The following is a 12,852-nucleotide window of genomic DNA, read 5'->3' as shown; positions in this document are numbered from 1 at the left end:
ATTACGAAGATGCCTTTTGGTGGCTGTATGCCGCCGCAACAAAACCTTCAAATAATGGGTGACCATCACGAGGCGTTGACGTGAACTCAGGGTGGAACTGAGCCGCGATAAACCAAGGGTGATCTTTATTCTCGATAATCTCAACTAGTTTCTTGTCTTCTGACAGACCAGTAAATTGCAGACCCGCTTTTTCAAGCTCAGCAACATAGTTGTTGTTTACTTCGTAGCGGTGACGGTGACGCTCAACGATTTCGGCATTACCGTATACTTCACGCACCTTAGAGCCCTCTTTTAAGTGGCAAAGCTGCGCGCCAAGACGCATAGTGCCACCAAGATCAGAGTCGTGGTCACGTACTTCAATCTTACCATCTGCATCTAACCACTCAGTGATCAGACCAACCACTGGGTGTGGGCTTTCAAGATCAAATTCAGTTGAGTTAGCACCAGTAAGACCTGCAACGTTACGTGCATACTCGATTAGCGCAACTTGCATCCCTAAACAAATACCTAGGTATGGTACTTTGTTTTCACGTGCATACTTTGCAGCTAAAATCTTACCTTCAACGCCACGGTTACCAAAGCCACCAGGTACTAAGATAGCATCAAGGTGCTCAAGTAACTCAGTGCCCTTGCTCTCGATATCTTGAGAGTCAACATATTCAATATTCACCGTTAAACGGTTTTTCAAACCTGCATGCTTCAATGCTTCGTTAACTGATTTATATGCGTCCGGTAATTCAATGTATTTACCAACCATACCAATTGTCACTTCACCAGTAGGATTTGACTCTTGATAAAGTACCTGTTCCCACTCAGATAAATCCGCTTCTGGACGTTCAAGGTAGAAACGACGACAAATGATGTTATCGAGCTCTTGCGACTTCAATAGCGCAGGGATCTTATAAATACTGTCTACGTCCTGTAGCGAGATAACAGCTTTTTCTTCCACGTTAGTGAATAGGGCAATCTTCGCGCGCTCATTCGCTGGTAATTTACGATCTGAACGACAGATCAAAATATCAGGTTGAATACCGATTGAACGAAGCTCTTTCACAGAGTGCTGGGTTGGCTTAGTTTTCACTTCACCCGCAGGGCCTAAGAAAGGCACTAGCGTCAAATGCATAAACAAAGCGCTCTCACGACCAAGCTCTGTGCCTAGCTGACGAATTGCTTCTAGGAAAGGTTGTGACTCGATATCACCAACCGTGCCACCGATCTCTACGATAGCAACATCATGGCCTTCCGCGCCTTCAAGCACGCGACGCTTGATGTCGTTTGTGATGTGAGGAATAACCTGAATAGTGGCACCTAAGTACTCACCTCTACGCTCTTTGCGCAACACGTCTTCAAATACGCGGCCTTGTGTAAAGTTGTTACGCTTGGTCATTTTAGTGCGAATAAAACGCTCGTAGTGACCAAGATCAAGGTCGGTTTCCGCGCCGTCTTCGGTTACGAATACTTCACCGTGTTGGATAGGGCTCATGGTCCCAGGGTCAACATTGATGTAAGGATCCAGCTTTAGAATCGTTACTTTCAAGCCACGTGCTTCTAAAATAGCGGCTAAAGAAGCAGCTGCAATACCTTTACCCAAGGAGGATACTACTCCGCCCGTTACGAAGATAAATTTTGTACTCATGCGAACCCTAGAAATTTCAGGAAAATTGGAATTTAAATAAGAATCAAGACGGGGCGATAGTATAGCAAAAGCACCTAAGTCATTCCAGCTAAAAATGACTTAGCACGGTAATATATTTTATCAGGAGGTCGTTTTAAATAACGAACAAACCGTAAAATCAGTCTCTGTTTTTACTGCGTTGACGACGTTTCACTGTCTCCCAAGCACCATCCATCTCCTCCAAGCTCGCATCTTTAAGTGATAGTGAGGACTCATTCAAAACGGCTTCGACTTGCACAAAGCGATTTTTAAATTTCTCATTGGCTTGACGTAGCAGCTGCTCCGGATCTCGTTTTATATGCCGGCTCACATTCACAGTTGCAAACAACAAGTCGCCCACCTCTTCCGCTGTATGTTCAGAGCGTGGATCAACTTGCAGCGCCTCGCTCACCTCTGCTATTTCCTCTTGTACTTTATCCCACGCGCCGTGATAACTTGGCCAGTCAAATCCGAGTTTGGCTGCTTGCTTTTGAATTTTGTAGGCTTTTGATAATGCAGGCAAGCTGCTTGGAATATCTGCCGCGAACGCCCCTTGTTTTTGTGCCTGTTTTTCTTGCTGTTTAATGGCGTGCCATTGCTGCTCAAGCTCTGCTTCGCTTAAGCTTTCCTGCTTTTCAAATACATGAGGGTGGCGTCTCACTAATTTGTCATTGAGAGTTTGCACTATGTCAGCAAAGTCAAACAACCCCTGCTCTTTTCCAAGCTGAGCATAAAAAATCACTTGGAACAGCAAGTCCCCCAACTCTTCTTTTAAGTGAGCAAAGTCGCCTTGCTCGATAGCATCGGCAACTTCGTGTGCTTCTTCTAACGTATAAGGGACAATGGTTTTAAAGGTTTGCTTCTTATCCCAGTCGCATCCAGTGCTTGGGTCGCGTAGCTGCGACATAATCTCTAGCAGCTGCTCTATCCCCATTGTTGCCGAAGGCTTAGAGTCGTTTGGCATCAAAAACACCTTCGATTTGCATCAATTTAGTCAGCAAGCGATGCATAGCAGAAAGGTCATCCACCTCTACCTTCATCATAAATACCGCCACGTTTTTATCGTCTTGGGTTTGTACATTCATATTGAGCACATTGACTTTTTCATTGGCAAGCACAGCGCTAATGTCTCGGATCAGCCCTTGGCGGTCGTGTGCTTCAATTTTTAATGTAATGGCGTACGACGCTTTAACATCCTCTGACCAACTGACTGCAATCTCACGCTCTGGATGTATATCCGTAATATGAGCAAATGACTCACAATCAGAGCGATGCACGGCAATACCTCGCCCTTGCGTGATGTAACCCACAATTTCATCGCCCGGTACTGGCTCACAGCATTTCGCCATATGACTCATTAAGCTGCCTACCCCATCAACGACCACTGCATTTTTGTCGCCTTTAGTGTGTTTTGGCGAGGAGATTTTTAACTTAGGTGTATCCTCAGGTTTATCTTGCACGTAGTTCAGGAATTGATTGATACGAATATCACCGGCACCAATCGCCACCATTAAATCGTCGAGTTCTTTAAAGTTAAAGCGGTCAATCGCGGGTTCTAAATCTTTATAGGTAATATCTAGTTTTTGCAGATGACTATCTAAAATTTCCTTACCCGCTTGAAGATTTTTGTCTCTATCTTGCTGCTTAAACCAGTGATGGATCTTACTGCGCGCTCTTGAAGAATGAATATATCCCAGCGACGGGTTTAACCAATCTCGACTTGGCGAAGCATTTTTCTGGGTAAGAATCTCTACCTGATCGCCTGTACGCAATGTGTAAGTGAAAGGCACTATTTTACCAAACACTTTTGCACCAATGCAGCGATGTCCAACATTAGAATGAATGTAGTAAGCGAAGTCGAGTGGCGTCGAGCCTAGTGGCAAATCAAAGATATCGCCCTTGGGCGTGAATACATAAACACGGTCTTCGACAACCTGATTCTTCAGCTCATCTGCTATTTCGCTGCCATCTACCACTTCTTCTTGCCACTGCAACAATTTGCGTAGCCAGCTAATTTTTTGCTCGTATCCTGAGTTTCTGCCCGGCAATGCACCTTCTTTGTACATCCAATGAGCCGCCACCCCAAGCTCTGCATCTCGATGCATGGCCTCGGTACGGATTTGGATTTCTACCGTTTTGCCCTCAGGACCAAACACCACGGTGTGGATAGACTGATAGCCGTTTTGCTTAGGCGTAGCAATATAGTCGTCAAACTCTTTGTTTAAATGCCGCCAACTGGTGTGCACAATGCCCAACGCGGCGTAGCAATCTTGAATTTCATCTACCACCACACGCATAGCTCGAATGTCGAACAACTGTTCGAATTCATAGCTTTTCTGCGCCATTTTTTTATAAATGCTATAAATATGCTTAGGGCGACCGTAGACCTGCGCTTTAATGCCTGCATCCGCAAGTTTTTGTGCCACCGAATTAACCATATTTTCCATATAGGCTTCGCGGTCTAGGCGTTTATCAGAAAGCTTCTTGGCAATAGACTTATACGTATCCGGATGCAAATAACGGAAAGAGAGATCTTCAAGTTCCCATTTTAATTGGCCAATCCCCAAACGGTTCGCAAGTGGTGCAAAAATATTGGCAGCCGCTTTTGCAGCAACGACTCTTTCTTCTTCAGATGCTTTCTTAACCGCACGCAAATGGCAGATTTGCTCAGCAAGCTTAATCACTACAGCGCGCACATCTTCCACCATAGCAAGTAACATACGGCGGATGTTGTCGACTTGTACCTTACCCGAGCTTTGGTGTGCCAAAGTGCTGATGGTGTCCATATTCTCCACCCCTCTTAAAAGCAGAGAGATATTTTTGCCAAGCGCTTCTTCCACTTGCTCAAGGGACAACTTTCCAGCAACAAAATAAGGAGTTAAAAACGCAGTTGCTAAGGATTCGCTATCAAAATTTAAGTCTGCAAGGATCTCTACCATTTCGATGGCGTTATTGAGATGTTCCGTTGACTCATCCGCGGGACAAAGTTCATAGGCCTTTTGCAGCCATGCTCTTTGATCTTCAGACAAGTTTAAGATAGTGAGTCGCGCATCAAACTCCAGTGGCAAAGTGGTTTGATGCGACTGCCGAGTAGCAACCATGTTTTAATACCTCCTTAAAATTACTTACCCGCCTCATTTTCGGGTAAATTATCTAGCCTAATGCTCGGGCAATAACGGCCTCATAGCTCAGGTTATTTACACTGCTTTTTAAACAGCGCCATGGTTTCGATATGTCCCGTGTGGACAAACATATTCATTAAGCCAAGCTTTTCTATTTCAAAGCCTGCCTGCGCTATCACCAAAGAATCGCGCGCCAGTGTAACTGGGTCGCATGACACGTATAAAATACGGGTAAACTGCGTCAAAGGTAATTGCTGCAGTACCTCAAGCGCCCCCGGCCTTGAAGGGTCCAGTACTAATACATCCAGATTTGCGTCGAACCAAGCAGCCTCTGCAATCGACTGGGTTAGATCAAAACAGTGAAACTGAACATTACTGATTTTATTAGTTTGCGCATTTTGCTGAGCCATTGCAACCGATTGCGCTTCACCTTCTACCCCAATCACATTTTTTGCTTGTTTTGCGAGCACCAAAGAGAAATTTCCCACCCCACAGAAAAGGTCGAGGACACTTTCATCGTTATTCAGCTGTAGCCAGTCTGTCGCTTGGCGCAGCATTGCTTCATTTACCGATTGATTCACTTGAATAAAGTTGTTCAATTTAAATTCAAGTGTTAAGTCAAATTCACCAAGGTGATAGTGCGGCAACTGGGAATACACAACTGGCGTCTCGCCATCGTCAAACAGTACCTGACAATTTTCCAGCTCGTTTTGTAGCGTTTCGCGAGTCGAAGCGGACAGTGGCTTTGTATGACGACACAACACATAGTTATAGTTGTCAGCCTGACAAAGCTGAATATGACTGATTAGTCTAAACTCACTTAGCGACTGTGCTAGCAAACTTAGCGTGTTAACAATACGATCAAAAGGCGACACCAATACGTCACACTGCGCTATTTCGATAATCTGCTTCGACTGACTTGCTCTAAAGCCTAACTTGACGCTTTTGCTTTGTTTATCAAAAATGCATGCCAAACGAGCTGCACGGCGATAATGAAGCGCCATAGAGGTGATCGGCGCTTGCCAAGGTAAGTGCTCGATGTTGGCAAAACGCGCAAAAAGTTTTTCGACTGCATGTTGCTTTTCATTGAGCTGACCATCAATACTTTGATGCTGCAAGCTACAACCACCGCACTGCTGGTAATGCGGGCAAAACGGTTTAACACGCTCTTTGGAGGCATTAAGTACTTTGATCACCTTCGCTTCCAACAGTTTAGACTTTGCCTGTACAACCTGTGCTCTCACTCGCTCACCAGTCAAGGCACCAGCCACAAAACAGACCTTACCTTCATGGCGAGCAACACCTCGCCCCTGATGATCCATTGACTCTATGCTTAATTCTATTTGCTTTGACGGCTTAGCAGCTTTCTTAGCACGAAAAATCTGTGCCATTGGGTTCCTCATTTGTTTGCTTATCACGTCGGTAAAAGATAATCTTAGTTACAGATTTCTCTGCACTTTTTTGACCCTATGACAAAATTAAACCTGCGTGACAGTATTTTACTACTCACTCTTTTGCCAACCCTTTTGGTTGGCTTGCTACTTGGTGGTTATTTTACTATAAATCGCTACGTAGAGCTTGAGGAAATTCTGATAAGTCAGGGAAATCGCATTGCAGATTCACTTGCCATGTCAGTAGAATACCCAATAGAAAAACAAGATAAAGCGCACTTACACCGCATTTTAAGCCAGGCACACAATAAACATGCACCACTGGTAAAAAGCATCGCGCTGTTTGATAGCCAAAATCAGCTTATTCTTACCAGTAATTATCATAGTGAATTCGATAAATTACATTATTTTGGTGAAGTGCAAAAGCTACAAACCACCGAAGTCACTACACTAAAAAATACCTTTGTGTTTTATTCACCAGTTAAAAACCATTTAGCAAAAAAAACCGATTGGCACAGTGCAGAGCCGGCTACGCTGGCGATTTTAGTTGTAGAGATCAGTAAAGACCAAGCGTTGATATCGCAGCAACGCGCGCTGATTTTGAGTGCCATTGTTATTATTTTCTCCTTTTTACTTAGTGTTATGTTGGCCATGCGATTGTCACGTATGCTAACCAAACCAATTGCCAATTTGATTTTAGCCACAGACAAGCTCAACGAAGGTAAACAAGACATCGCAATCAATGAGCCGATGCGGGGTGAATTTGAGCTTTTGCGCCAAGGCTTGATCGTTATTGGCAGAAAGATGGCAAATCAAAAAGACGAAATGCAAAAGCACATTGACCAGGCAACTAGTGATTATCGTGAAACCCTAGAGCAGTATGAAACGCAGAATATTCAGCTCAATATTGCCAAAAAAGAGGCACAAGATGCTAACCGCGTAAAGTCGGATTTCTTGGCTAAGATGAGTCATGAACTTAGAACGCCGCTCAATGGTGTTATAGGCTTTACCCGTCAACTTTATAAAACACCATTAAATAAACACCAAAAAGATTATTTAGATACCATAGAGCTATCTGCAAATAGCCTGCTTACCATCATTAGTGACATCTTGGATTTTTCAAAGCTAGAGGCTGGTGCTATGGAGCTGGAGAATATCCAGTTTGAATTACGCGACGCCGTCAATGAGGTCATGACCTTATTAGCGCCAAGCGCTCACGAAAAGCAGTTGGAGTTTTCCATTTCTGTTAATCGCCAAGTGCCCGACAACTTAATTGGCGATCCTACGCGATTTAAACAGGTATTGACCAATCTGATCAGTAATGCCATCAAGTTCACGGAAAAAGGCTCAGTCAAAGTGGATATTAACCACCGTCTGATGGATGAATCTCAGTCCTCGTTGCTAGTGTCTGTCAGCGATACCGGGGTCGGTATTGCTCAGGATAAGCAAGACGCACTATTTACGCCGTTTGCTCAAGCCGATACTAGTATTACCCGTAAATTTGGTGGCACAGGTCTAGGTCTTATCATCACTAAGCATATTGTTGAGGCGATGAATGGTCGTATCACTCTTAACTCAGCACCAGGAAATGGCACCTGTTTCTCATTTAACGCGGTCTTTGCATTACCAAACCGCCTCTACAACGACAACTTACCAAGCAAGCCGCTTGAAAATAAACGCGTGCTCTACTTTGAACCACAAGAGCATACTCATTATGCGGTAATAGCTCAACTACAAGCGTGGGAAATGCAGGTCACTCGCTGCCTTACCGAAGAAGAGTTCGATACTGCCTTAGGCCAAGATTTTAATTACGATATCTGTTTAATTGGATCTATGGCAAGCGTCGACCAAATGCAAACCGTTAAGAGTTACATCAAGCAAGCTCGCGGATCTGCAGACTACCTATATTTGATGGTTAATACCGTCTCACATAATATGCGTGAGGCGCTTATTGGCAGTGGAGCTGACGCTTGTTTAAGCAAGCCACTTAACCACAGAAAACTATGCGAAATGCTTGCAGCACCTTATCGTTTAGACCATCCAGACATGAGTGCCAATGAAATCGAAGCCACAAGTCTGCCACTTAAAGTGCTGGTTGCAGACGATAACGATGCTAACTTGAAGTTGATATGCACATTGTTAGATGAACAAGTAGAGGCAATAGATACAGCGCATAATGGTGCTCAAGCAGTCAGTTTATGTAAATCAAGAAAATACGACCTGATATTTATGGATATTCAAATGCCCATAATGGATGGTATAAGCGCCTGTAGAAGCATAAGAGAGTCGTCGTTAAATGAGGATACCCCTATCATCGCCGTCACAGCACATGCGCTTGCTGGCGAAAAAGAGCAACTGCTTAAAGATGGCTTTAGTAACTATATGACTAAACCCATAGATGAAGATATGCTCAAGCAAATTATTTGCGACCATAGCGCGTCTTCACCAGTAGCGAGACAAAAAAATATTGAGAGTCATCAGCACAGCGTGCCGCCATTTAATAGCCAAATGTTAGATTGGGGATTAGCATTACAGCGAGCGGGTAATAAACCTGATTTAGCATTGGAAATGCTCAATATGCTGCTTTCTAGCGTGCCCGAAACGTTGCAGCAGTTGGAGTCTGCACAAGACGCAGAGGATCTCCCGACGCTGCTCAAAATAGTTCATAAATTCCACGGTGCCTGCTGTTATACTGGCGTACCAACCCTAAAGAAATTGGCTGAGATCATTGAAACGGGATTAAAACAAGAAAAACCACTCAGTGATATCGAGCCTGAGCTATTTGAGCTGGTTGATGGACTAACTGTATTACTAACAGATTCTGATCTCACTCAATCCAGTTAAATCTTATACACACCTATCTGCTCGCTACTTTATAAAAACCCTTTTGAAGTGGCGAGTAGATTAGGGATGTAAGACAACAACGATTTCTTAAACAGATAACACTTAAAACAACGTTTCCCGACAATTTATTACACTTTCTAACAGCACTTCCCCAAGTCTTGTAACAAACTTCTTACATTCTAAATTCTCGCAATTTTTAACTTACGAAAGGAATTCTGTATGTATCTAATCAAGTCAGCACTCACGTCTGCTGCCGTCTTCACATTAACCTTTGCTTCTTTTAGTCATGCCATTGAGCCGAAATCTAACGAATGGCAGGTTCGTTTAGGGGGAGGAGCCGCGGCTGCAGATTTGCCATGGAAAGGCATTGACAGTGAGTTTATCTCAATTCCCATTATAGATATTCAAAAAGGAAATTGGTTTATCAACAAAGATAGCCTAATTGGTTACCGCTTTCCTATTACTGAAGATTTATCTGTCTACTCTGGGTTGGGCTATCGTCAAGATGGCTATGACGGTGTATTCCGAGACGCAAAGTCTGAAGATAAGATTTTTGACGGATATGACGCGCCGGATGGCGATGTCACGGTTAACTATGGCGTCACCTATCTGTGGTTTACGCTCGCTGGTCACAGTGATATTTCCGATAATTCAGATTCAACCACGGCTACTTTTTCAGTATCAATCCCACTGTACAACGATGGTCGAGGATTTAAAATCTCGGCAGTAGGTAATGTAGAATGGCAGCAGTCTGATTATGTTAATTATATCTATGGAATAACTGGTGAAAATATCGATATTAGCCGAGGCCGATTCCGCTACTTAACTGCTGATGACGCTGTGAATTATTCCGCAGGGTTGACTGCGCATTATCAGATAAAAACACAACTCAGTCTGGTTGGTGGGATAACTCGAACTAAACTCGATGATGTTATTGCCAATAGCCCTTTGCTAGACAGAGACACCAGTGACCTCGCTTATGTTGGCCTAGTCTATCAATTTTAGGCTGTTGTCTGAGTTAAAATTAAATAAAAAACCCAAGTTAAACTTGGGTTTTTTATCATAATGCTTATTCACATCATCAACTAGTTTAGTCGCTTTCGGCGCTTTCCGCTTCTTGATTGTGTAGCTCAAGGCTTGCAGACATCGCGGCTTCACGATTAGACTTTGCCGAATCGTTGCGTAGCTCATCAATATGGTTGAGGTAGTTCTGGTCAACGTCACCTGTGATGTATTGACCATCAAATACCGAAGTCTCAAAGCGAACGATCTCTGGATTTTCTTGACCAACGGCTGCAATCAAATCGCTTAGGGATTGGTAGATCAAACCGTCCGAGCCAATACTCGCATTGATATCTTCCACTTCACGACCATGAGCGATTAGCTCTGATGCAGAAGGCATATCGATGCCATATACGTTCGGGAATCTTACCTCTGGTGCTGCTGATGCAAAGTACACGTTCTTCGCACCCGCTTCACGCGCCATTTCAACGATTTGCGCTGATGTTGTGCCTCGCACAATCGAATCGTCGACAAGTAGCACGTTCTTACCAGCGAATTCTCTGTCAATCGCGTTAAGTTTACGACGTACAGACTTCTTACGCAGCTCTTGGCCAGGCATAATGAAAGTACGGCCAATGTAGCGGTTCTTAACAAACCCTTGGCGATAAGGAAGCCCTAGCACGGAAGCAATTTCAAGTGCGATATCACATGATGTTTCAGGGATTGGGATAACCACGTCGATATCTTTGTCGCCCCACTCTGTCGCGATTTTCTCACCGAGCTTGGTACCCATATTCACGCGAGTCGCATAAACAGACATTTTATCAATGTTTGAATCTGGACGAGCAAAATATACAAACTCGAAGATACAAGGTGCAAGCGTCGTTTTAGCAGCGCAGATCTGAGAAAAAAACTCACCTTTTTCGGTTACGTAAATAGCTTCACCAGGTGCAACATCTCGCACAAACTCAAAGCCATCCGTTGCCAATGCAACACTCTCCGAAGCGAACATGTATTCCATGCCACGCTCAGTTTCTTTCTTACCGAACACAAGCGGACGAATACCATGAGGGTCTCTAAATGCCAAAATACCATGGCCGATGATCATCGCGATACTCGCGTAACCACCAGAAACAATAGACACAACCTCAGTTACTGCCGTAAACATGTCTTCCGCGTCTAATTTCATCTTGTCTGTTTTGCCAAGCTCGTGAGCTAAGATGTTCAGCAGGATCTCTGAATCAGACGTAGTATTAACGTGGCGACGCGCTTGAGTAAACAAACGCTCTTTTAATTTTTCTGCATTGGTTAAGTTGCCGTTGTGTGCAAGGGCAATACCAAATGGAGAGTTTACGTAGAAAGGTTGAGCTTCTGCTGAGCTTGAAGAGCCAGCAGTAGGATAACGTACATGACCAAGACCAATGTTGCCCTGTAGGCGTTTCATATGTCTTGTATGAAATACGTCTTTCACTAGACCGTTTGCTTTTCGTAAGCTAAACGTATTGTTGTCAATGGTAATAATGCCAGCCGCATCTTGGCCGCGGTGTTGCAAAACAGTTAAGCCGTCATAAATCGCCTGATTAACAGGAGATGTTCCGACTATCCCAACGATACCACACATTAAAAATTTCCTCGCCGATTAACGGTTTACTGAATCTAAAAAGCTCGAGTTATGTTCAAGATAGGAGAAAAACCACTCTATTACAAAGCCAAATTCAGGAATTAAGTTTGATGTTTTCCACCACTGCGTGTCTGGTGCACTGGTAAACGCATCAAGGAAAAAGAGTAAGGCGCTAACGACCAACACACCTCGAAGTCCACCGAATACAATCCCAAAGATCCTATCGGTGCCTGAGAGCCCTGTTCTTTGAACCAGTTCACTCAAGACATAATTAACAAGCCCGCCTAACATCAAGGTCGCAAAAAAGAGTATGGCTATTGCGGCTGCATTTCTTAAAAGGGGTTCTGAAATGAATGTTAGGAAGGTTGCGAGATATTGGTAAAAAATACTAGAGATGAAAAAAGCGCCGATCCATACGACAAGTGACATCGCTTCTTTGACAAAGCCTCGAAGCAAGCCAAAGATAGTCGATAAACCAACAATACCAAGAATGGCGTAATCAACCCAGATCATAGTAACCAATAAGTCGTTAATGTGGGGCGCATTCTAAAAGGTTTGGCATCTAAATGCCAGATCATTTTGTCACTTCAAATTGTGTCAAACGACCATTTAACTTAGTTAATTTCTTTAGTTCTGGTAACTTAGCTTCAAGTTCAGCTTTATTTAAGTCTGGTCCGACAAACACTTTTGTCAGTGTACCATTAGGGGTTTTAACGGGTTTTGTAAAGGTTTTAAAGCCATTGTCAGCAAGCTTCTTCGTCAGTGCATCGACGTTCGACTTATGCGAAAAGCTACCAAGCTGAATGACATAGGCCATTTTTGAAAAGTTAGCACTCTCTGGACGCGTTAATTTCGCCACCTCAACTTTGTCGGTCGTTGCGACGGGTTTCGCCTCAACGTGTGTAGGTGACGTATCCGATTGCGGCGTATTGGCTAGCGTTGTCTCTTCCGTGCCTTCTAGTTTTGCATCATCGGCGTCAATATCTTCCAACGGATCAGAGGGCAACTCAGGCGCAAGTTTGGCTTGCGCGTCCACTTTTTCTTGGAGATCAATGGTTTTGAACTCAGGTCTTTCAGGGATCGCTTGAAATCCTTCCTTGTAGTGGACCTTTTCACCATCAAGGATATTTGGAATAAAGATCACCGCAGCAACCACGACGATACTCGTTCCAACAAGGCGATTTATAAATACTGAGTTCACAACTTTACTCTCTACTA

9 protein-coding genes are annotated in these 12,852 nt (G+C 43.9%); 2 read left to right on the top strand and 7 right to left on the bottom strand.

The window, feature by feature from the left end; all coding sequences use genetic code 11:
- Position 1: 1 nt before the first annotated feature.
- From DS891_RS00520 to rlmD, 4 genes are all read right to left on the bottom strand, one after another.
- Positions 2 to 1,636, bottom strand: a complete 1,635-nt coding sequence (locus DS891_RS00520) for a CTP synthase (RefSeq protein ID WP_010369341.1) — start codon at positions 1,634 to 1,636, stop codon at positions 2 to 4.
- 157 nt (positions 1,637 to 1,793) lie between these two features.
- Positions 1,794 to 2,618 (bottom strand): nucleoside triphosphate pyrophosphohydrolase, encoded by an 825-nt coding sequence (gene mazG / locus DS891_RS00515; protein ID WP_010606279.1) that lies wholly within the window; start codon positions 2,616 to 2,618, stop codon positions 1,794 to 1,796.
- The gene (relA, locus tag DS891_RS00510; RefSeq protein WP_174168518.1) at positions 2,602 to 4,755 is read right to left on the bottom strand and encodes a GTP diphosphokinase; all 2,154 of its coding nucleotides are present in this window, start codon (positions 4,753 to 4,755) and stop codon (positions 2,602 to 2,604) included. The genes mazG and relA overlap by 17 nt, the downstream gene beginning before the upstream one ends.
- Positions 4,756 to 4,847: 92 nt before the next feature.
- Positions 4,848 to 6,167, bottom strand: a complete 1,320-nt coding sequence (gene rlmD / locus DS891_RS00505; protein WP_102056439.1) for a 23S rRNA (uracil(1939)-C(5))-methyltransferase RlmD — start codon at positions 6,165 to 6,167, stop codon at positions 4,848 to 4,850.
- A 78-nt stretch (positions 6,168 to 6,245) separates the two neighbouring features.
- Here rlmD and barA point away from each other — a divergent pair, with 78 nt between their 5' ends.
- Together barA and DS891_RS00495 are read left to right on the top strand one after the other, a co-directional pair.
- Positions 6,246 to 9,011, top strand: a complete 2,766-nt coding sequence (gene barA, locus DS891_RS00500) for a two-component sensor histidine kinase BarA (protein WP_174168517.1) — start codon at positions 6,246 to 6,248, stop codon at positions 9,009 to 9,011.
- 219 nt (positions 9,012 to 9,230) lie between these two features.
- Positions 9,231 to 10,016 carry a MipA/OmpV family protein gene (locus DS891_RS00495; protein ID WP_010606275.1) on the top strand — a complete coding sequence of 262 codons (786 nt, stop codon included), beginning with the start codon at positions 9,231 to 9,233 and terminating at the stop codon, positions 10,014 to 10,016.
- Between the two features lie 85 nt (positions 10,017 to 10,101).
- On the opposite strand, the gene purF is transcribed toward DS891_RS00495, so the two are convergent.
- The 3 genes from purF to DS891_RS00480 form a co-directional block, all read right to left on the bottom strand.
- A complete protein-coding gene (gene purF / locus DS891_RS00490) occupies positions 10,102 to 11,634 on the bottom strand; it encodes an amidophosphoribosyltransferase (RefSeq protein ID WP_010606274.1) in 1,533 nt (510 codons plus the stop codon).
- 18 nt (positions 11,635 to 11,652) lie between these two features.
- Positions 11,653 to 12,147: a CvpA family protein gene (locus DS891_RS00485; protein ID WP_010369359.1), complete on the bottom strand. Its 495-nt coding sequence runs from the start codon at positions 12,145 to 12,147 to the stop codon at positions 11,653 to 11,655.
- A gap of 61 nt (positions 12,148 to 12,208) precedes the next feature.
- A complete protein-coding gene (locus DS891_RS00480) occupies positions 12,209 to 12,835 on the bottom strand; it encodes an SPOR domain-containing protein (RefSeq protein ID WP_010606273.1) in 627 nt (208 codons plus the stop codon).
- Positions 12,836 to 12,852 lie beyond the last annotated feature (17 nt).

It is taken from the genome of Pseudoalteromonas sp. JC28 (assembly GCF_013319255.1).
GTDB lineage: Bacteria > Pseudomonadota > Gammaproteobacteria > Enterobacterales > Alteromonadaceae > Pseudoalteromonas.
Note: the sequence above shows the minus strand (reverse complement) of the source record. Positions and strands in the feature narration are given on the sequence as shown.

Bases quoted from the DNA above. Each gene is read 5' to 3' on its own strand.
- rlmD (WP_102056439.1), bottom strand. From the start codon at position 6,167: ATGGCACAGATTTTTCGTGCTAAGAAAGCTGCTAAGCCGTCAAAGCAA.
- purF (WP_010606274.1), bottom strand. From the start codon at position 11,634: ATGTGTGGTATCGTTGGGATAGTCGGAACATCTCCTGTTAATCAGGCG.
- DS891_RS00495 (WP_010606275.1), top strand. From the start codon at position 9,231: ATGTATCTAATCAAGTCAGCACTCACGTCTGCTGCCGTCTTCACATTA.
- relA (WP_174168518.1), bottom strand. From the start codon at position 4,755: ATGGTTGCTACTCGGCAGTCGCATCAAACCACTTTGCCACTGGAGTTT.
- DS891_RS00485 (WP_010369359.1), bottom strand. From the start codon at position 12,147: ATGATCTGGGTTGATTACGCCATTCTTGGTATTGTTGGTTTATCGACT.
- DS891_RS00520 (WP_010369341.1), bottom strand. From the start codon at position 1,636: ATGAGTACAAAATTTATCTTCGTAACGGGCGGAGTAGTATCCTCCTTG.
- mazG (WP_010606279.1), bottom strand. From the start codon at position 2,618: ATGCCAAACGACTCTAAGCCTTCGGCAACAATGGGGATAGAGCAGCTG.
- barA (WP_174168517.1), top strand. From the start codon at position 6,246: ATGACAAAATTAAACCTGCGTGACAGTATTTTACTACTCACTCTTTTG.